We start from the raw sequence: 19,506 nt of genomic DNA on the forward strand, positions 1-19,506 counted from the left end.
CTCTTAAAATAAATCAACACTTGAAACAAGTTCTTCTTCGAATCTAATTACTTTATCTCTTCCACTATTTTTAGCTTTATATAAAGCAATATCTGCATTTTTAATAATTGTTTCAAAAGATGTAGAATCTTCTGGATACATAGAAAGACCAATACTAACTGTTTTTCTTAGTTTTGTACCCGCATATACATCTATTTCATTTTCTCTTACTCTATCTCCAATTTTTCTAGCAACACTTAAAGCATCATCAGCTGAGTTTACACCCATTAGAAGAATCATAAACTCTTCTCCACCATATCTAATGATGATATCTGATTCTCTTACTGTTTCATTTAATATTCTTGCTAATTCTCTTAGTACTTTATCTCCAATATCATGACCATACTCATCATTTACAGATTTAAAGTGATCCATATCTAACATTAATAAAGCAATTTTTGTTCCATCTCTTCTTACTTGTGGAAGCATTTTTTTAGTATATTCTTCTAAGAATTTTCTATTATATAAACCTGTTAATCCATCTCTAAATGCAGATTCTTGTAAAGCATTCATTAATAGTTTTACTTCAATTGAAGGAATAGACTCTTTTAAATAACTTTTGATAAAAATTGTTTTATCTTTTAACTCTTCTAACTCTTTTTTTGTATCACAAACACAGTTTATAATTAGATATAAATTTTGAGTAATATCAACATTAAAACAGTAATAGAATTTATCTTTGCTATTGAAGTGAGGACAACTATTATGAAAATCAACTGACATCACATCACTTTTTGTTCTTGCTGCTCTACATGATTCAGGGTTAGTTAATAAAGCATCTTTACAGTAAAAAGATTCTCCTCTTTCTAACATTTTTGACATCTTATATTTCTTAGTATCAATCTCAATAAAAGTAAAGTTTTTTAGATTAAATTTATTTTTTAAAACCTCTGCTAGTCTGTTATAAATCTCTTCTTTTGTATTATCTAATTCAATTTGTTTTTTAAATTGATAAAGATTTGATAAGTTATCAATAATTTCTTTTGAATCTTTTAAAGGATTTCTATTTTTAGTAGAGTTTTTAAAACCTACAAAGCCTTTTAGTTTTTTATCAATATCTATTGCTGTGTCTTTAAAAGATTGTATTAGGTTATTGTAATCTTCTGTGATATTTATCATTTCTGCTGATAAACCAATTGGAGGAACAATACCTTTAAATCTTCCATGAGTTGCTTGATTAATATTTAATTTAAATTTATCAAATAGTCTTAAATAAGGGTTTATTAGTCTTTTACTTACTAAGATAAAGAGAATAATAGTTGTTAAAATTAGTACAGTAATTACATATATTGACTCAATACCAATCTCTTTTATAGTACTTATATCTAATACAATAGAAACAGCTCCTAAGGTTGTCCCTTGTTTTACTTGGTGACATTTAAGACAATCAATTCCTTTTTCTGCTACTGCATTATATGGAATGGTAACTCTTACTGTTGTGCTAGTTATCTCTTCTTCAATACTATATTTCATTTTACCAGTTTGAAGAACTTCTTTATCAAACTCATCTCTTGGAGGGTTTTTTAGATGAGAAGTAGGAAATTGTTCATTTACATATTTACTTCTTACTAGCCATAACTGTTCAACATTTTTAATATTTGAAGCAGAGTTTATAAAAGTATCAACTTCTTGCATATTACCATTTATCATATGTGCTGTTAATCCACTTTTTACTACTTCTGAAATAGATTGTGCATTATGTATTGCAGATTTAATTCCAGTTTTTCTTAAGTTATATAAACTAAATATAGAAATAGTAACAGAAAGCATAATTATCATAACAATTGTATAAAGCGTAATATTTTTTCTCATTGCATACCTTTTTTAAGGGAGTATTCTATATAAACTAGCCTTAATAAATCTAAAAAAAAAATTAGATAAGTTATATAAAAATTAAATTTTATTTTCATTTAATTTAATATAATTGAGAATATTATATTTTAAAGAGATCTCTTGGATTTATGTGCATTTCATTTTTAGTTGCTTGAAAAGTTAAAGTGTTACTTACTCTTCCTACTACATAACCTTTTTTAATCCATCTTCCTACTTTTAAAGATGGAGAAATTTGGTCTAAATGAGAGTAGATTGTATGTAAACCATTTCTATGTTGTACAATTACAACATTTTCAAGCATACCTGCATCTTTTTTAGCATATACAATTTTTCCATTAAAAATTGATTTTACTTTTGCTTGTGGTACTTTTGTTTTTAAAACAATAGATTCATTAAATAATTCAATCTTATAAACAGGATCAAAATATTTACCAAATTTTTTTACAACTTGAAATGAATCAAGAGGAGCTATTGTTTTTCTCCCTCTATATTTTGAAATTTTTACTCCAGATGTAGAAGAACCAATCATTCTTACATCTAGGTCAAGATTTTTTGCATAGCTATTATTTCTATCTTCATCACTAACTTCATAATCTGCATTTTTTTGAGCTTTTTTATTTTGTCTCTTCTTTAAAGCAGCTAATCTTTTAGCTTTTTCAATTGCAGCTTTTCTTTGTTTTTCAATCTCTTCTTTTTTTAAGATATTTAATTTTCCAAGAAGTTGTTTTAATGAGTCTTGTTGCTGAACAGTCTTTTTTAGTTCTACTTGATACTCTTCATGTTTTTTTTCCAAAGATACTAAAGATTTTGAGTGTGTTCTTTTTAAAATATTTAACTCTTTTTTCTTTTTTATTCTATCTTCAATGTAGTCACTAATTTTATTTATTTTTTGTTGATTCTCTTTTTTATTTTGAGTCACTAACTCATAGTTATTATTTATTTTTATGATTTCATCTTTAGAGTTTTGAGAAAGAATAGTATAAACCTCAGAGTCAATTAGCTCTTGAACACTACTTTCTCCTGCAAGTTTTAAAGCAATAGATGAAGAAAATTCATTGATAATTGTATCTACAATTTTCTCTTCATTGTTTTTTTTCTCATTAATTAAATCTTTTGAATCTTTTTGTAAAGAAACAAGAGCATCTTTTGCTTTTGATAGCTGAGTTTGATGTTTTTCTATATCTTCATTTACTATTTTTATAGCTTTTTCTAATCTCGATAACTCTTTATTTTGATTATCAATTTGCTTTGCAAGAATTCTTATTTGTAAATCTTTTTGTTCTTGCTCTTTTTTATTTTTTTGTAGAATTAGTTTATTATTTTCAATTTTTTTATCAATACTTTTTGTTGAGTTTCCTAAAAGAGTGATTGATACTATAAATAGTAGAGTTAATTTCTTAATCATATTTTATTTTATACTTTAATAATACACCTATAATAGTTAGTATTGAAATACCAAAAGAAAGAAGAAAAATCTTCATTAGTGATTCATCAAAAGATAGTGTAACTTGTACAATATTTTCTAAATCATTAGGCAACAATACACCAATATTATCAACTAAATAGATAAATATTCCAGAAACAATAAAAAATGAGATAAATGAACTAATAATTGCATATTTTAAAATAGTTGAAGAACTATATAAAATAGAAGCTCCATGTAGTTTTAAAATTGTAATTTTTTCATGGTGTTCATAAAACCAAATTCTTATCTGTTTTGAAATCATAATAACTGCAAAAATAGTAATAATTGTAAAAAGTATAAAAGAGATTTGACTAAGTAATAACATCAATAAATAGACACTATTATGATTTTTTGAAAAAATCTCTACTTTTCTAACATTTTTATTTGCATATAATTTATCTTTTATAGTTTCAAGTTGACTTGTTGTGGGGAAGGTCTCTAAATTAATTTTATAAAAATGAGGTAATTTCTTTTTTAATAAATCAATTGAAGTAGAAGATAAATCAGATTTTATATTATCAATTATTGCATTTTTTTCTAAGGTTATAATCTTCTCAACTTTTATACCACCAAGCTCTGTAATATCCTCTTTTATAATAGGAGTATTTGTTATAACTACAATAGAATAATCATTTGCAATTTTTATTTTATAGTTATTTAATATATTTGATGAAAATAGATAAATAATAAATGATAAAAGCATTGCTGTAAGTGGTACAACAAAGGCAAAAGTATTTTTAAGAAACTTCATAAATTATTCCATCTTCAATAGATAATTGTCTAAATCTAATACCAAAGTTTTTTGGAACTCTGTGAGTAACAACAACAACTGTAATTCCTAGTTGCTCATTTGCTCCTTTTAATAGATTCCATACAACTTCAGCAGAGTAATCATCTAAGTTACCTGTTGGTTCATCTGCAATGATTATCTTAGGGTTATGAGCTAAAGCTCTTGCTACTGCAACTCTTTGTTGCTCTCCACCACTTAGTTCATTTGGATAATAACCAGCTCTATGTGATAACTTAACATGATTTAAAAGTTTTGTTGCTTGTTCTCTTGAAATATCGTTTGAATAACCATTGATTTTTAATGGAATCATAATATTCTCTTCAATAGTCCATTCATTAATAAGTTTATAATCTTGGAAAATAATACCTATATCTTTTCTTAGACTTCTTAAGGATTTTCCTTTTATTCCAAAAACATTTTGTCCTGCAATTTTCAGTTCCCCATGCTTTAAAGGAATTTCTCCATAAAAAGATTTTAGAAGAGTTGATTTACCACTTCCACTAGTTCCACCAATAAATATAAACTCTTTCTCTTTTATTGAAAAGTTACCTTTTTTTATAACATATTTATTTTCATCATAAGAAAGATATATATTCTTGGCTTCTATCATTATTCTAATATCTCTTTAATTTTTTGGTGTGCTTTAATATTTGCACTTGTTGGTAGGGGTGAGTCTTGAAAATATGAAGCTTTCCCTTCTTCAACTAAAATATATTTGCTTAATGGTCTATCAAAATTTCCAAAAGTGATTTGAATAAGCCCAGAATTCTCTTTATTTTCTATAGTGAAAATATCTTCTACATGAACAAAATAATCTTTTTCTACAAGTGTTTTTGTAGGAATTCTTTTAATCACTTCTAAAAAGTTAATCTCTTTTTTAAAGCTAAAATCAAATTCATGATTAATCTCTGCATCATTCTCTTCGCAAGTTAAAACTACATCATAGATATGTTTCCCTTGTCTTTTCCATCTATCTTCATATTTACTAGATACAGCAAGATCTTTATTTATATCTATTGTGATTTTACCTTTTGGAAGGTTTGTTAATAACTCAACACAATAATCAAAATATTTTCTACTATCCGTTCTTAGTTCTAAAGTTCCAGTTATTTTAAGAACTCTTAGTGCTTCATTGATAAAATCATTAGAATAAATTCTTCTATGTGGTTTTTTATCCCAAGGAACAGGGAAGTGCACAAAAATTCTTCCTACTTTATTTGATTTAATAAACTCCATAAAAAGTCTTGCATCATAATTTACAACTAAAATATTTTTTATCTCTTGTATTTTAATTTGCTTTAAAAGTTGCTCTATAGAAGGAGTATGAATCTCTAAACCAATAAATTGAACATCAGGGTTAGTTTTTGCTTGATGTAAAAGATGTCTTCCACTTCCAAAACCAATTTCAATTTGAATCTCTTTATCTGTATTGAAATCATTTACAAAATAGTCAATATCTTTTAAATACTCTTGAGTAGGCTCAACTTTTTGCGAAAAGTTTTGAGTATTTGAAAAAGCAATCTCAGCTTCAGTAATTTTTGCATAAGAGTTTAGTGAATCTTTAATTAACTGAACAGGACTAATTCTTGTAACTTTATCTGGTTTAAGAAGTAGTTTCTCTTCTTTTTCTCTAAGAGTTAACAAAAACTCTTTTTTATCTCTTGTTGTAGAAATTTTATATTCTGTCTTTCTAGGACTATCAGTAAAATTATATGACTTTGCAATAAAGTTAAAGTTTGTACCATCAAGTGAAGATGGTACATTTAATTCTTTGTTTATTTTATTAAATACAATATGAGGCATATATTAGTTAATCTCCGCTAATTTTGGTAATACTAATTCTGTCTCTTTTGTTATTTCTGAGTGAATTCCATTTTTATCAACTGCTTGAATTGCATAGCTGTATTGAACACCTCTTACAATATCTTTATCTTCAAATCTTAAAGCATTAATCCCTTGAAACTTAATAGTTTTAGCTTTAAAAAATCCCTCTTTGATAGTTTTGTAAACTGTATAAGACTCAGCTCTATCATCTCCTGCTTGCCAATTTAAAATAGCTTTGGCTCCTTGAATTTGAGCTAGTGTCATTACTGGTTTTCTTAATTTGTTTAATGTAATACCCATTACAGCATTTACATTTAAATTGCTCTCTAAACCATCTTTATCAATAGAACTAACTTTATAAAAGTATACTTTCCCATCTTCATTTACAAAATCTTCATAATTTAAAGTTTGTGCATTTACAGCTTTTACAATATCAAATCCACTCTCTGCATCTGTACTTCTATAAATATTATATTTTATAACATCTTCTGATTTTGAAGGTTCCCAGTTTAAAGCAATTTTTCTTGGTAAGTCTGTAGTTGCTTTAAGACTTAAAATACCTTCTGGTAAAGGTTTTGTCTGAGCTTTTACTAAAGCACTTGGAAGTGTTTCTAATCCATCAAAAGTTTTAGCAATAACTCTATAGTGATAAACAACATTATCCTCTAAATCTAAATCAATATATTCAGCTTGAAGTCTACCATCAATTGCTTCAATTTTTTTCCATTCACTTGTGTTTGGAGTTTTTCTTTGAACTTCATAACTTTCAATTCTTTCACTTTGGTGTGGTCTCCATACAATTTTTATTTGTCTTGGAAGATTTGAAATTGCTTGTATAAAACTAACCCCTTCCATTAGTGGAAGTGTTGAAACTATATAATCACTTGTAGTTCTTGACTCAACTTCGCTAGGTGTTGCAGAAGAGATTTTATATACATATTTTGTATTAGGCTCAACATTATCATCTACATAATGAGTAGTATATCTATTATCAATTGTATCAATTAACTTTAATTTAGTTCCATCTTTTTGTAAGTTTGCTCTATAAAAATGATAACCAGTAACTCTAGGGTCATCAACTTTTCTCCACTCAAAAGCAATAGCATTTATATCAGGAATACTTCTAATAGAAGCAGAATCAACTACTTCCAGAGTATCATTTATTTTAGGTTTTGTATTATTAAAGTCTTTGTAGCTACATCCACTAAGAAGTAGAAGCAAAGCACTTAATGATGTTACTTTCATCAATTTTGTCATTTACAATCTCCATATTAAAATTGTTTATTAAAAAATCATGCATATCATTTGAAAGTTTTGCAGTAAAACTCATTTTTTCTTTTGTAATTGGATGAATTAAGTATAGATTGTATGCATGTAAATAAAATCTATTTATTTTATTTAATTCGCCCTTAAATCCATATAAATTATCACCTAAGATATGCCTATTGATAGAGCTTAAGTGTACCCTTATTTGGTGTGTTCTACCAGTAAATAATTTACAAGCAATTAAATCATATTTCTCATTATTTGAGTTTGCAAGTTTACAAAAAGCTGATTTAGCATTTTTCCCATTTTCTTCAATTGACATTTTTAATCTATTATTAGGATTTCTAGCAATTGGTTTTTCTATAATTGTATTCTCTTTTAAAGGTAAATCAATTATTGCTAAATAGTATCTTCCCATACTTTTATCTTCTAATTGTTTTGCTAAACCTGCATGGGCTTCATTTGTTTTTGCAATAACCATAACACCGCTAGTTCCTTTGTCTAATCTATGAACTATCCCGTGTCTTTCTTCTCCTGAAATAGTAGATAAAGAGATATTATTTAGTTTTAACCAGTCCACTAAAGTAGCATCTTTTACACTTGGAGCATCATGCACTGTTAGATTATAAGGTTTGTTTATTACTAAAATATAGTCATCTTCATATATTATTTCAATATTTTTATCACTTAATGACTCTTTGATAAATTCCTCATCTTTAATGGGATTTATTTCAGCCTCTGGAAAATGAACTTCTATTTCTTGTTCTAATTTTAGTTTTAGTCCTCGTTTGGTGCAGATTTTACCATCTACTTTTACATATTCTTTATTTATTAACTGTTCTATTTGATTTCTAGAAGCATCAATTTTAGAACTTAAAAATTTATCTAATCTATTTGTCTCTTGAACAATAAAATTTTTATCCATATTTGGGTACTCTTTCACTATGCGTTTATTTGATAAAAGAATTATTTCACATTTTGATTATTTAATAGTTATATTTGTATTGCCATTAATATTGTTGTCATACAATCTTATTAGTGAAACAAACCGTATATTAGCGAATAAACAATTAATTTACTTTACAGTAGCTCTAATTGTTTTTTTCATAATATTTATTCTTCCTATTAGAAGAAATATAAGGCTTATACCAATTTTATATTGGCTTGGAATATTTTTACTTTTAGCAGTTGAGTTTTGGGGTGTTACTAAATTGGGTGCAAAAAGATGGCTTAGTATTCCATTTATAAATATGACAATTCAGCCAAGTGAACTTTTTAAACCAGTATTTATTTTAATGCTTGGACATTTAATTCATAGCAAACCGCCAGAAGATAGAGGATATAATATAAAAGACTTTTTATATTTCTCTTTTTATATTCTTCTGCCTTTTGTTTTAATTGCAAAAGAGCCTGATTTAGGTACTGCTTTAGTACTACTTCTTGTAGGGTATGGAATTTTATTTATAGTAGGTGTGAATTGGAAAATCTGGGCTTCAATTTTTGTAACGATAGCTCTAGCTTCGCCTTTTATATATACTAATTTAATCAAAGATTATCAGAAAAAAAGAATTAAAGATTTTTTATCAGAAAAACCAAGTTATCAAGTACAACAATCAATTATTGCTATTGGAAATGGTGGTCTTGTTGGAAAAGATGCTGAAGATGCAACTCAAACACAATTAAAGTTTTTACCTATTGCAACAAGTGACTTTATTTTTGCATATTTTGTTGAAAGATATGGATTTTTAGGTGCCATTGGATTAATCTTTATTTATGGGTTACTAATTTATCATCTTTTATCATTTAATTACTATTTTCATGATGATTATGTAATTCGTTCATTTGCCTCCGGTTTAGGCTTGCTTATATTTTTAAATATGAGTATAAATATTTTAATGGTTATTGGTTATGCTCCGGTTGTTGGACTTCCTTTACCTCTGTTTTCATATGGGGGAAGTTCTTTTATTAATTTTATTGCTCTATTTGCTATTTTAGAAAATCTATTAGCATTTAGGTATATGGATATGTATAATTTTGAAAGGCGATTATAAAAAAGATGGAAGCACAAGGTTCTACTTTTATAGGATTTGATGACTCATTTGAAGAGTCAAAAGCAGTTTTATTTGGAGTACCTTTTGATGGTACAACATCGTTTAAACCAGGAACAAGATTTGCTCCAAGTGCGATGAGAGAAGATTCATGGGGATTAGAGAGTTATAGCCCTTATCAAGATAAAGATTTAGAAGATTTAAAACTTTTTGATTATGGAAATTTAGAAGTTCCTTTTGGAGATAAGAAAAAAGCATTAAGAATGATTCAAGAAATGACTCAAGAAATCATTGATGCAGGTAAAATTCCTGTTATGATTGGTGGAGAGCATTTAGTATCTTTAGGACCTGTAAAAGCTTTATCTAAAAAGTATGAGGATTTACATATTATTCATTTTGATGCTCATACAGATTTAAGAAAAGATTACTTAGGTGAGTCTTTAAGTCATGCAACTGTATTAAGAAGAATTTATGACCAAGTTGGAGATGGAAAAATTAATCAATTCTGTATTAGGAGTGGATTAAAAGAGGAGTTTGAATGGGCAAAAGAGCATGTTCATTTAGAAAAATTCACTTATACTACTTTAGAGCAAAGAGTAGAAACATTAATAAATAAGCCTGTTTATATTACAGTTGATTTAGATGTTTTTGACCCTTCTGTTTTTCCAGGAACTGGTACTCCTGAGCCAGGGGGAATTGATTTCCATGATATGTTAGAGATTATCTCTATTTTAGGAAGACTTCAAAATGTAGTAGGGCTAGATGTTGTTGAATTAAGTCCTAAATATGATGCAAGTGGAGTGTCTACAGCAGTTGCCTGTAAAACTCTAAGAGAATTAGTATTAGCTACAATTAAATAATTAAAAGAAGCAGACTCTTTAAAAAAGAGTCTGTTGTCCTACTTGAGTTTTTTCTATTTTTTCAACACAAGATTTTTCATTAAAAAGTACTTTATTTACATTTGAACTAACTTCATAAAGCTCTAGTTTTTCATTTGCATATATTTTAAGCAAACTATTTACTTCTTGAAGGTTATCACTATAAAGCCAAGGTGCAAAATCTTTTTTTTCTAAAACTACTGGCATACGATGGTGGATTTCTCCTAGTTTTTCATTTGCATCACAAGTGATTATAGCAGTAGTTACTATTTTCATATTTAATTCAATATCAAAATACTCATCCCAAATGCCTGCAAGTGCTAGATACTCATTTTTTATATCTTTTACAAAATAAGGAGTTTTCTCTTTATCTTCTACTTTCCACTCATAAAAACCATTTATAGGAATAATACATCTTCTAAATCTAAAGGAGTCTCTAAAGGTTTGCTTTTCAAAGATTGATTCACTTCTTGCATTTATATTCATACTTTTTTTATCTTTTGCCCAAGAAGGTAAATATCCAAAGTGAGTATATAAATAGTTTCCATTATTTAAAAGTGCAGGAATTGGAAGAGTAGGTGGAAGGTTATATTTTGGATTTAATTTTTGAATCATATCATTTTTTATAAGAGATTTAGCATCTTCTTTAAAAGATATATCATCAAAAATAGCTAAGCGACCAGGCAAAAATTATCCTATTTTCTAATAAGAAATAGTAAAACTATCTCTTATTTATTTTTATTGATTATTTCTCGTATCTCTTCTAATAATTCAACAGAAGCATCAATCTCAGCTTTTCTTATTGCAACACTTTCAATATTACAACCAACTGGAATACCTCTTTTTTTACCATAGATAAATAAGTCTTCAAAAATATCTCTTGATAGTTTTACTGAATCTGTTAAAATATCACCAGACTCTTTTAAATCTTCTTCTAAATAGTTTGGAATATTAATTCCTAACCATTTCATAAAATCAAGTGTTTTTGAACTTCCACAAGGAGTTAGTGTAAAAATAATTGGCACAGGCTCGATATTGTTTTCTTTTGCATATTTAGCATAATCAGTTAAAAATGTTTTTGCTGCATGTACATCATAAACACATTGAGTAATAAAATATTCACAAGAACTATTTTGTTTAGAAAATACTCTTAAATGTTCATCATGTTTTTTCATATGTCTTTCTGGAATAGCAATACCACCAAGGCAAAGATTATCATTTACTTCTTTTTTAATTGAGTAGGCTTCTTTTAAAGTAATATTTGTTTGTTGTTCATGACTTGCAGCTCCTACAAATACAGAGTGCACTTGTGTTGCTTTTGTACTTTCAAGCCAAGTTGCAAATTGCTTTGCAGTATAGTTACCTACTGCTCTATAAACTATTCTTGGAGTTTTTAACTCTTGTAGATAGTTTTTAGAGTATTCGCAAGGGTTTATTGTTTTAATAAAAGGAAAAGGTCTTTTTTCATCTGTTCTATCAGACTCATCTTGAATATCATATAATACAAGACCATCTACATTTAACATAGAGATTCTCTCTACATGTTTTTTAGCAATTTCCTTTATCTCTTCTTCAGTATGGTTTATTTTAGGTGGTGTAATTCCATAAAGTAAGATACCGTTTTCTTTATTTCTAATCTTGTCTGTTAACATTAATAACCTTGATACTAATTATTATTTTTTCGTATTTTACAAAGTTAAACATTTAATACAACTTGTAATAAACATATATTTTGATTTTTGTGGGTGTTTTAGGTCTTGGGTAATCTTTATATGCTATTTCAATTGTCTCTACTGTATTTTCATCTAAACTTGTATATCCAGAAGAGTTGCTAAGTTTTAAATCACTTATATCTCCATTTGGATGAAGAACAAACTCTACAATATTCATTCCTTGTTGACCAGTACGGACTGCAATATGAGGATATCTTAAATATCTTTGTGTAATTCTTCCTATATCTTTTAAGTTTTTTTGTAAAAATACTTTTTGAACTTTTGTAAAAGAGTTGTACTCTTCTCCATATAAAGAGATATAGCTTTTTGTAATATCATCTAACATCTCTTTATCAAGTGGTACAGGTTCTGCTAATAAAAAGTTTTCTAGAGATCTTTTTTCAATATCTTTTTCTCTTTGTGTTTTTGGAATATTTTTTGTAAAAGTAGGTTTTGCTTCTACTTTAGTATTTGGTAGTTTTTCAACTGCTTTAGGTTTTTTTATTACCTCTCTTTTTACTACTTCTTTTTTAGGAGGTTTTACCTCTTTAAACTCTTTAGGTCTTTGTACTTTTTTTACTTCGCTTTTCTTTTCCTCTTTTTTTTCAGTTTTAGGAGTAGGTTTGGGTTGTAATTTTACAAAATATACAGAAGATTTATCAATTTTTTTTGTAGTTGAAGGTTTGTCTAAAAACTGTTCTTTAGGCGCTTTGAATTTAGCTAAAAATAAAAAGTGAAGAGTTATTGATAAAATAAACGCTAGTATAATAAGTTTCATAACGCAATTATAGTAGAATGTTGCTTTTAATTATAAAAAATAATGATAAATAGGATACATAATGTTTGAAAAATCGATAAAAGCTTATGAAGAAGCTTGCCAAGTAATCCCTGGTGGTGTAGATTCACCAGTTAGAGCATTTAAAAGTGTAGGGGGAACACCACCATTTATAGCAAAAGGTGAGGGTGCTTATTTAATTGATATAGATGGAAACAAGTACTTAGATTTTGTACAAAGTTGGGGACCATTGATTTTTGGACATTGTGATGAAGAGATTGAAGAGTCTGTAATTGAAACAGTTAAAAATGGTCTATCTTTTGGTGCACCAACTCTTTTAGAAACTGAATTAGCAATAGAAATTGTTGAGATGTATGAGAATATTGATAAAGTAAGATTTGTAAGTTCTGGAACTGAAGCTACTATGTCTGCAATTAGATTAGCAAGAGGTGTTACTGGAAGAAATGATATTGTTAAGTTTGAAGGTTGTTATCATGGACACTCTGATTCACTTTTAGTTCAAGCAGGTTCAGGAATGGCTACTTTTGGAAGCCCAAGTTCTCCTGGAGTACCAGCTGATTTAACAAAACATACTCTTCTTTGTGAATACAATAATATTGAAAATCTAAGAAAATGTTTTGAAGATTCAAGTGATATAGCTTGTATCATTATTGAACCAATTGCAGGAAATATGGGATTAGTTCCAGCAAGTGAAGAGTTCTTAAAAGAGTGTAGAGAACTTTGTGATAAACATGGAGCTTTATTAATTTTTGATGAAGTTATGAGTGGATTTAGAGCTTCATTAAAAGGTGCAAGTGGAATAGTTGATGTAGAAGCTGATATTATTACTTTTGGAAAAGTTATTGGTGCAGGAATGCCTGTAGGTGCTTTTGCAGCAAGTAAAGATATTATGGCTCATTTAAGTCCAGATGGTGCAGTATATCAAGCAGGAACTTTAAGTGGAAACCCAGTTGCAATGGCAGCAGGTCTTACAAGTTTAAGAAAATTAAAATCAATACCAAACTTACATACTGAATTAAATAGAAAAGCTGTTAAATTAGTTGAAGGTTTAAAAGAAGTTGCAACTAAAAATGGTATTGGACTTCAAGTTGATACAAGAGGAAGTATGTTTGGATTTTTCTTTGCAGATAAAGTACCAACAAACTTCAAAGAAGTAACTGATTTTTGTGATTTTAAAAGATTTGGTAAATTCCATCATGAAATGATTAAAAAAGGTTTCTATTTTGCTTGTTCTCAATATGAAGCTGGATTTATTTCAACAGTTATTTCAGACTCTATGATTGATGAGTGTATTGCTGCAGCTGATGAAGTAATGCAAAATTTATAAAAAAAGGAAAATAAAAAATATGTCAACTTTTAAAAATGTTGAATTAACAAAAAAAGCAAATGTTTATTTTGATGGAAATGTTACAAGTAGGTCTTTTCTTGATGAAAATGGTGAGAGTAAATCTTTAGGAATTATGATGCCTGGTTCATATACTTTTGGTACAAATCAAGCAGAGTTAATGGAAATTCTTGATGGAGAAGTAGAAGTTAAGTTAAAAGATTCTGATACTTGGAATACATATACAGCAGATACTTCATTTGATGTTCCTGCAAATTCAAGTTTTGATATTAAAGTTAAAACAATAACTGATTATTGTTGTTCATATCTTAAATAGGCTTTTTTATGGATAAAAAAACAAACGAAACACCAAAACACCAAGAAAAACTTAGAGCTTTAGATAACTTATCTTTAGGTATCTCAATTGTAGCTGCAATTGCTATTGGTTTTGGTATTGGTGTTGGTTTAAAATCTTTAACTGGTTATGAGTGGACTTTATGGCTTGGTATTTTTTGGGGTGTTGCAGCAGCAGGACTTAATATTTATAAAGCATATAAAAGAGCTCAAAAAGAGTTTGAAGGTCTTGAAAATGACCCTAGATATGCACATAGAGCAAAACATGGAGATAGTGCAAAATTAGATGATAAATAGATATATAATCAATTTTGCAAAAGTTTTTTTATTAGTTGATTTACTTTTAATAGTATATTCATTGATTTTTCAAAATGCAACTTGGCTTTTAAATACTCAAGTTGCATTTTTAGGTTCTTTATTTGTAACTCTTGCCTCTTTTCTTTCATATAGAAAAAATGTGACAAACAGATTAGCTACATTTGAAAAGAAAAAGGAAGAGAAGAGTTTAGAAGATAGAGATAAAATTGATGAAATAGATGATCCTTTTGATTTATATAGTGAGTATGAAGAGATTCCCCAAGAGGAATTAACAACTGAAAAAATTAAAGAGATTATAAATGAAGAAAAATCAAAGGTAAAAAAACACTCAATCAAAAATGCTTTTACTTCAGCTGGTGGTTTTGTATCTATTTATAGAATACTTGGCTATGGTTCTTTAATTTTTGGATTCTTTGCTTTAAATAATAATGGTATATTTTTAGCAATTCCATTTTTAATTGGTCTTGCAATTGTTCCTTTTGGAACTTTACTTTCAAAATTAGTTTTTAAAAAAGAGTTAGAAGATTAAGGTATTGACCTTACTTTGTTATCAAAGGAAGGTCAATAGAGATTCTATCTTTTAATATAGTTAGAATAAATGAAGCATTTTCATCTTCATAATTAAATGAGTCTAAATCAATCTCATTACTTGAACTTATTTCAACACTTATAATTGAGTATTTTTTTCCATCAATTTTAATATATTCACCAATTTTTAATATTACTGAAGTTGTAAGAATTTCACTATCTATAAAAGCATCATAGATAAGATTTAAAGTTTTAATAAACTCTTTTGCATTTATTTTAAATTCTGGAATTGAAGGGTCATAATTCTTTAAGAATTTGCTTTTAGATTTAATTTTTTTACTTGAAATTGCTAAATCTACAAGAGTAAATATATTTGTAATATTTGTATTTTTCGTACTTAATTGTGAGTCTTTTTTTACCATAGCACTTTTATATAATTTCATATGAATTTCATCTTCATTATCATATTTTACAGTGATGGCATAAAAGGTGTAGTTTTCTATAGATAAATCAATATATGTAGTTTCTACACCAAAAGTTTTAGGTGCATATTTTAAAGTTAAATCAAAAAGCTCTTTTTGTTTAATTCTATTAAACAAAAATTGAGCTTCATGATTTGAAAACAGAAGTTTTCCACTTGAGGAAAAGGAAATAACCGGATTTAAATCTAGCTCAACCCATTCTTCAAAAAAATTCATTGTCTCTTCTTAGCTTTCTACGTAGTTCTTAAGGTTTTTACCTACTTTTGGATGCTTAAGTTTTTTAATAGCACTTGATTCAATTTGTCTAACTCTTTCTCTTGTTACGTTTAGCTCTTTACCAATCTCTTCTAGTGTTCTATCACTTGCATCTTCCATAAGTCCAAATCTCATTCTAACAACTGCTTGTTCTCTTTCATTTAGTTGTGCTAATATTTGATCGATTTGACCTTGTAAGTCATCTTTCATAATATTATCAATAGGAGTTGGTGCTTTTTCATCAGGTACAAAATCTCCAAATTTACCATCATCATCAGATCCAATAGGAGCTTCTAATGATACTGGCTCTTTAGTGATTTTAATTACTTGTTTTACTTTATCAACAGGTAATCCAACCTCTTTTGCAATCTCTTCTACATCTGGCTCTTTACCATTTTCTTGAATACCTTTTCTGATGATCTTATTAATTCTATTAATAGTTTCAATCATATGAATTGGAATTCTAATAGTTCTAGCTTGGTCAGCAATTGCTCTTGAAATTGCTTGTCTAATCCACCAAGTTGCATAAGTAGAGAATTTATAACCTTTTTTATACTCAAACTTATCAACTGCCTTCATAAGACCAATATTTCCTTCTTGAATTAAATCTAAGAAAGGTAAACCTCTGTTTGTATATCTTTTTGCAATAGATACAACAAGTCTAAGGTTAGATTTTGCCATTCTAGTTTTAGCTTGGTCAGTTATCTTTTTACCTCTTTTAATTTGCTCAAGAACATCTAGTAGTTCTTCAGGCTCTAAATCAAATCCACCTTTTGAAGCTTCAGCAGTTTGGAAAAGTTTTTTAATTTCCATATATGTTGAAACCATTGTTGCTTCAGGTACCATTGAAGTAATTTGAGCTTTAGAAAGATTTAAAATATTATCTAAAATCTTTTGGTGGTTTTTTAATAAAATATCATTAAATAGAGGTAGTTTATACTCTAGTTTTTTTAATTCTGTTTCAAAACCAGTATCTGATTTTAGTGCAGTTTCCATTGCTTTTACAATTTCACTAATTAATTTAGAAGTTGGTCCTAAATCAGTTAAAGCATCTTTTACTACTCTTTTTTTGTATGCAGCTGAAAGATTAAATTGCATTTGGTCAACTTCATCATCAGATTTAGCTTCTTCTTTTGCTTGGAATTTAAGCCAATCTTTTTTAGCTTTTTCTAAAACTTTAAAAGCAGCAATAATTGTTTCTGCTCTTTTATCAAGTTTTTTGTTTTTCTTTGAAGATTTTTCATCTTCAGTTTCTTCTTCAGCCTCTTCAACTTCTTCTTCCTCAGAATCATCAGCATCATCATCTGAATCTTCATCATCGAAGTTTCTAAATAACTCTTTAACTTTTCTTTCTCTATTTACTAAAGGTTCTTTATATTCTAAAATGAAATCAATTAAGTATGGAACATAACAGATTGCATCAAGAATGATATCTTCACCCATTTCAATTTTTTTAGAGATTTCAATCTCTTCTTCTTTTGTAAGTAGTGGGATTTGTCCCATCTCTCTTAAGTACATTCTAACAGGTGAATCTGATCTTGACCATTCTAAAAGTTCTTTGTTTTTTAGTAAGTCGAAAACATCTTCATCGTTTTCTTTCATTTTATTTCTTAAGTCTTCTTTCTTTTTTGCCTCTTCAGCATTCATTCTTTTTGCTTGTTCTTGAGAACTAATCAGTGTTACACTGTATAGTTGGATAAAAGCTAAAAGTTTTTTTACATTTGCACCTGAAGGAGCTTTTGGAAAGATTTTAATAAGTTTTTCATACGTAAGAACAGAATCTTTGTATTCTTTTACAGTCTGTTCAATCTCTTTATTTAAATCTTTTGCGCTCATAAATGGAAATTCCTCATTAGTTTTAAAGATAAGGTATATATTATACCGAAACTAGTTGAAAATAGGATTAATTTTATTTATTTAATCTATTATTTTTTAATTTTTAGATAAAATAACGGACTTTATAAAAAAATCCAACAAATTTAAATATAAAAATTTATGGTAAGTAAGGAAGTTTAAAATGAGTAAAATTACGGGAAAAGTTTGGAATTTTGGGTCGAATATCGATACAGATGTAATCATTGCAGCTAGGTATCTTAATAGTTCAGATCCAGAACATTTAGCAAAATATGTAATGGAAGATGCTGATCCTGATTTTCCAAAAAAGTTACAAAAAGGTGATATTATTGTTGCTGGAGAAAATTTTGGTTGTGGTTCATCAAGAGAACATGCACCAATCGCTTTAAAAGCTGCTGGAGTTGCAGCTGTTGTTGCTCCATCATTTGCAAGAATTTTTTATAGAAATGCATTCAATATGGGATTACCTATTTTTGAACTACCTGAATCATTAGAGATTAAAGAAGGTGAAGAGATTTCTATTGATTTAGATGAGGGAATTATTACTAATAATACTACAAATAAAACATACAAATTTATAGCTATTCCAGAGTTTATGCAAGAGTTAATTGCTACTGGTGGATTAATCAATTATGCTAAAGCTGAAATGGGAGTTAACAAATAATGAAAAAATATAATATTTCAATTATTAAAGGTGACGGAATTGGTCCTGAAATTGTAGATGAGGCTATTAAAGTTTTAGATGCAGTATCTTATTCTTGTGGTTTCTCTTTAGAATACAAAGAGTATTTAATGGGTGGAATTGCAATTGATGTAACAGGTGACCCCTTACCAGAAGAGACAGTAACAGGAGTATTAAATTCTGATGCTTGCCTATTTGGTTCTATTGGTGGAGAAAAGTGGGATAACTTACCAAGAGAAAAAAGACCAGAAACAGGACTTTTAAAATTCAGAGAAGCAATGGAAGTTTATGCAAACTTAAGACCAGCAATCATTTATGATGAGTTAGTAAATGCTTCAACACTAAAACCTGAAGTTATTGAAGGTGTTGACATTATGATCGTAAGAGAGCTTATTGGTGGAATCTATTTTGGTAAACCAAGAGCAAATGATGGTGAAAAAGCATATAATACAATGGTTTATACAAAACCAGAAATTATAAGAATTGGTAAACAAGCTTTTGATTTAGCAATGAAAAGAAATAAAAGAGTATGTTCTGTTGATAAGGCAAATGTACTTGAAGTATCTCAATTATGGAGAGATACAATGGAAGAGATTGCTAAAGATTATCCAGAAGTTGAATTATCTCATATGTATGTAGATAATGCAGCTATGCAACTTGTAAGAAATCCAAAGCAGTTTGATGTAATTGTTACTGGAAATATTTTTGGAGATATTTTATCAGATACAGCTTCAATGGTAGTAGGTTCTATTGGATTATTACCATCAGCTTCAACTGGTGATAAAACAGCAATTTATGAGCCAATTCATGGTTCTGCTCCTGATATTGCAGGACAAGGAATTGCAAATCCAATCGCTACAATTGAATCAGCAGCAATGATGTTAAGATACTCTCTTGGTGAAATTGAAGCAGCAGATAAAATTGAAGCAGCAATTAAAAAAGCTTTAAAAGATGGATACAGAACAAAAGATATTGCTTCATTTGATGCTAAAGAAGTTGTTTCTACAGCAGAAATGGGTGATGTAATCGCTAATAATATTAAATAATTTAGGAGTTTA

General features: G+C 28.0%; 20 protein-coding genes. 8 read left to right on the forward strand and 12 right to left on the reverse strand.

The features are described from left to right. Positions 1-3 precede the first annotated feature (3 nt). The 7 genes from ABIV_RS04590 to ABIV_RS04620 all read right to left on the reverse strand — a co-directional run bounded on the left by ABIV_RS04590 (position 4) and on the right by ABIV_RS04620 (position 8,142). A complete protein-coding gene (locus tag ABIV_RS04590) occupies positions 4-1,851 on the reverse strand; it encodes a GGDEF domain-containing protein (protein ID WP_114838781.1) in 1,848 nt (615 codons plus the stop codon). A gap of 121 nt (positions 1,852-1,972) precedes the next feature. Continuing rightward, the gene (locus ABIV_RS04595; protein WP_114838782.1) at positions 1,973-3,277 is read right to left on the reverse strand and encodes a murein hydrolase activator EnvC family protein; all 1,305 of its coding nucleotides are present in this window, start codon (positions 3,275-3,277) and stop codon (positions 1,973-1,975) included. Further along, positions 3,270-4,088: a cell division FtsX domain-containing protein gene (locus ABIV_RS04600; RefSeq protein WP_114838783.1), complete on the reverse strand. Its 819-nt coding sequence runs from the start codon at positions 4,086-4,088 to the stop codon at positions 3,270-3,272. Before ABIV_RS04600 ends, ABIV_RS04595 begins: the two co-directional genes overlap by 8 nt. Further along, positions 4,075-4,737 (reverse strand): cell division ATP-binding protein FtsE, encoded by a 663-nt coding sequence (locus ABIV_RS04605; protein ID WP_114838784.1) that lies wholly within the window; start codon positions 4,735-4,737, stop codon positions 4,075-4,077. The genes ABIV_RS04600 and ABIV_RS04605 overlap by 14 nt, the downstream gene beginning before the upstream one ends. Further along, positions 4,737-5,930 carry a tRNA (guanosine(46)-N7)-methyltransferase TrmB gene (trmB, locus tag ABIV_RS04610; protein ID WP_114838785.1) on the reverse strand — a complete coding sequence of 398 codons (1,194 nt, stop codon included), beginning with the start codon at positions 5,928-5,930 and terminating at the stop codon, positions 4,737-4,739. Before trmB ends, ABIV_RS04605 begins: the two co-directional genes overlap by 1 nt. 3 nt (positions 5,931-5,933) lie before the next feature. Next, on the reverse strand, positions 5,934-7,208 hold the full coding sequence (locus tag ABIV_RS04615) for a fibronectin type III domain-containing protein (RefSeq protein ID WP_228254335.1): 1,275 nt from the start codon (positions 7,206-7,208) through the stop codon (positions 5,934-5,936). Beyond that, positions 7,156-8,142 carry an RluA family pseudouridine synthase gene (locus ABIV_RS04620; RefSeq protein WP_114838786.1) on the reverse strand — a complete coding sequence of 329 codons (987 nt, stop codon included), beginning with the start codon at positions 8,140-8,142 and terminating at the stop codon, positions 7,156-7,158. The genes ABIV_RS04615 and ABIV_RS04620 overlap by 53 nt, the downstream gene beginning before the upstream one ends. Positions 8,143-8,161: 19 nt before the next feature. On the opposite strand from ABIV_RS04620, the gene ABIV_RS04625 reads away from it, so the two are divergent. Both ABIV_RS04625 and speB read left to right on the forward strand, forming a co-directional pair. Further along, positions 8,162-9,268, forward strand: coding sequence for an FtsW/RodA/SpoVE family cell cycle protein (locus tag ABIV_RS04625; protein WP_114838787.1), 1,107 nt, complete (start codon positions 8,162-8,164; stop codon positions 9,266-9,268). 5 nt (positions 9,269-9,273) lie between these two features. Next, positions 9,274-10,125 (forward strand): agmatinase, encoded by an 852-nt coding sequence (gene speB / locus ABIV_RS04630; RefSeq protein WP_114838788.1) that lies wholly within the window; start codon positions 9,274-9,276, stop codon positions 10,123-10,125. A gap of 18 nt (positions 10,126-10,143) precedes the next feature. Here the strand turns inward: speB and ABIV_RS04635 are convergent, their stop codons facing one another. The 3 genes from ABIV_RS04635 to ABIV_RS04645 are packed head-to-tail and all read right to left on the reverse strand — an operon-like array spanning position 10,144 to position 12,633. Then, positions 10,144-10,830, reverse strand: coding sequence for an SOS response-associated peptidase (locus ABIV_RS04635; protein WP_114838789.1), 687 nt, complete (start codon positions 10,828-10,830; stop codon positions 10,144-10,146). A 41-nt stretch (positions 10,831-10,871) separates the two neighbouring features. Beyond that, positions 10,872-11,795 carry a methylenetetrahydrofolate reductase gene (locus ABIV_RS04640; RefSeq protein ID WP_114838790.1) on the reverse strand — a complete coding sequence of 308 codons (924 nt, stop codon included), beginning with the start codon at positions 11,793-11,795 and terminating at the stop codon, positions 10,872-10,874. Positions 11,796-11,847: 52 nt separating this feature from the next. Continuing rightward, positions 11,848-12,633 carry an energy transducer TonB gene (locus ABIV_RS04645; protein ID WP_114838791.1) on the reverse strand — a complete coding sequence of 262 codons (786 nt, stop codon included), beginning with the start codon at positions 12,631-12,633 and terminating at the stop codon, positions 11,848-11,850. A gap of 61 nt (positions 12,634-12,694) precedes the next feature. Here ABIV_RS04645 and hemL point away from each other — a divergent pair, with 61 nt between their 5' ends. From hemL to ABIV_RS04665, 4 genes are read left to right on the forward strand one after another with little or no spacing between them, the layout of a single operon-like run. Then, the gene (hemL, locus tag ABIV_RS04650) at positions 12,695-13,978 is read left to right on the forward strand and encodes a glutamate-1-semialdehyde 2,1-aminomutase (protein ID WP_114838792.1); all 1,284 of its coding nucleotides are present in this window, start codon (positions 12,695-12,697) and stop codon (positions 13,976-13,978) included. Positions 13,979-13,997: 19 nt separating this feature from the next. After that, positions 13,998-14,312, forward strand: a complete 315-nt coding sequence (gene ppnP / locus ABIV_RS04655) for a pyrimidine/purine nucleoside phosphorylase (protein ID WP_114838793.1) — start codon at positions 13,998-14,000, stop codon at positions 14,310-14,312. A gap of 8 nt (positions 14,313-14,320) precedes the next feature. Next, a complete protein-coding gene (locus ABIV_RS04660; protein ID WP_114838794.1) occupies positions 14,321-14,626 on the forward strand; it encodes an AtpZ/AtpI family protein in 306 nt (101 codons plus the stop codon). Then, entirely contained in the window at positions 14,616-15,176 is a 561-nt protein-coding gene (locus ABIV_RS04665; RefSeq protein ID WP_114838795.1) for a hypothetical protein, read from the forward strand. Before ABIV_RS04660 ends, ABIV_RS04665 begins: the two co-directional genes overlap by 11 nt. Positions 15,177-15,186: 10 nt before the next feature. On the opposite strand, the gene ABIV_RS04670 is transcribed toward ABIV_RS04665, so the two are convergent. Further along, a complete protein-coding gene (locus ABIV_RS04670) occupies positions 15,187-15,873 on the reverse strand; it encodes a hypothetical protein (RefSeq protein ID WP_114838796.1) in 687 nt (228 codons plus the stop codon). Between the two features lie 9 nt (positions 15,874-15,882). Then, positions 15,883-17,748: an RNA polymerase sigma factor RpoD gene (rpoD, locus tag ABIV_RS04675; protein ID WP_114838797.1), complete on the reverse strand. Its 1,866-nt coding sequence runs from the start codon at positions 17,746-17,748 to the stop codon at positions 15,883-15,885. A gap of 181 nt (positions 17,749-17,929) precedes the next feature. On the opposite strand from rpoD, the gene ABIV_RS04680 reads away from it, so the two are divergent. Continuing rightward, positions 17,930-18,430: a 3-isopropylmalate dehydratase small subunit gene (locus tag ABIV_RS04680; RefSeq protein ID WP_114838798.1), complete on the forward strand. Its 501-nt coding sequence runs from the start codon at positions 17,930-17,932 to the stop codon at positions 18,428-18,430. After that, the gene (gene leuB / locus ABIV_RS04685) at positions 18,430-19,494 is read left to right on the forward strand and encodes a 3-isopropylmalate dehydrogenase (protein ID WP_114838799.1); all 1,065 of its coding nucleotides are present in this window, start codon (positions 18,430-18,432) and stop codon (positions 19,492-19,494) included. The genes ABIV_RS04680 and leuB overlap by 1 nt, the downstream gene beginning before the upstream one ends. Positions 19,495-19,506: the final 12 nt, after the last annotated feature.

Origin of the sequence: Halarcobacter bivalviorum (genome assembly GCF_003346815.1) — a bacterium.
Classification (GTDB): Bacteria; Campylobacterota; Campylobacteria; order Campylobacterales; family Arcobacteraceae; genus Halarcobacter; species Halarcobacter bivalviorum.

Bases quoted from the DNA above. Each gene is read 5' to 3' on its own strand.
- ABIV_RS04590 (WP_114838781.1), bottom strand. From the start codon at position 1,851: ATGAGAAAAAATATTACGCTTTATACAATTGTTATGATAATTATGCTT.
- ABIV_RS04595 (WP_114838782.1), bottom strand. From the start codon at position 3,277: ATGATTAAGAAATTAACTCTACTATTTATAGTATCAATCACTCTTTTA.
- ABIV_RS04600 (WP_114838783.1), bottom strand. From the start codon at position 4,088: ATGAAGTTTCTTAAAAATACTTTTGCCTTTGTTGTACCACTTACAGCA.
- ABIV_RS04605 (WP_114838784.1), bottom strand. From the start codon at position 4,737: ATGATAGAAGCCAAGAATATATATCTTTCTTATGATGAAAATAAATAT.
- trmB (WP_114838785.1), bottom strand. From the start codon at position 5,930: ATGCCTCATATTGTATTTAATAAAATAAACAAAGAATTAAATGTACCA.
- ABIV_RS04615 (WP_228254335.1), bottom strand. From the start codon at position 7,208: ATGACAAAATTGATGAAAGTAACATCATTAAGTGCTTTGCTTCTACTT.
- ABIV_RS04620 (WP_114838786.1), bottom strand. From the start codon at position 8,142: ATGGATAAAAATTTTATTGTTCAAGAGACAAATAGATTAGATAAATTT.
- ABIV_RS04625 (WP_114838787.1), top strand. From the start codon at position 8,162: ATGCGTTTATTTGATAAAAGAATTATTTCACATTTTGATTATTTAATA.
- speB (WP_114838788.1), top strand. From the start codon at position 9,274: ATGGAAGCACAAGGTTCTACTTTTATAGGATTTGATGACTCATTTGAA.
- ABIV_RS04640 (WP_114838790.1), bottom strand. From the start codon at position 11,795: ATGTTAACAGACAAGATTAGAAATAAAGAAAACGGTATCTTACTTTAT.
- ABIV_RS04645 (WP_114838791.1), bottom strand. From the start codon at position 12,633: ATGAAACTTATTATACTAGCGTTTATTTTATCAATAACTCTTCACTTT.
- hemL (WP_114838792.1), top strand. From the start codon at position 12,695: ATGTTTGAAAAATCGATAAAAGCTTATGAAGAAGCTTGCCAAGTAATC.
- ppnP (WP_114838793.1), top strand. From the start codon at position 13,998: ATGTCAACTTTTAAAAATGTTGAATTAACAAAAAAAGCAAATGTTTAT.
- ABIV_RS04660 (WP_114838794.1), top strand. From the start codon at position 14,321: ATGGATAAAAAAACAAACGAAACACCAAAACACCAAGAAAAACTTAGA.
- ABIV_RS04665 (WP_114838795.1), top strand. From the start codon at position 14,616: ATGATAAATAGATATATAATCAATTTTGCAAAAGTTTTTTTATTAGTT.
- ABIV_RS04670 (WP_114838796.1), bottom strand. From the start codon at position 15,873: ATGAATTTTTTTGAAGAATGGGTTGAGCTAGATTTAAATCCGGTTATT.
- rpoD (WP_114838797.1), bottom strand. From the start codon at position 17,748: ATGAGCGCAAAAGATTTAAATAAAGAGATTGAACAGACTGTAAAAGAA.
- ABIV_RS04680 (WP_114838798.1), top strand. From the start codon at position 17,930: ATGAGTAAAATTACGGGAAAAGTTTGGAATTTTGGGTCGAATATCGAT.
- leuB (WP_114838799.1), top strand. From the start codon at position 18,430: ATGAAAAAATATAATATTTCAATTATTAAAGGTGACGGAATTGGTCCT.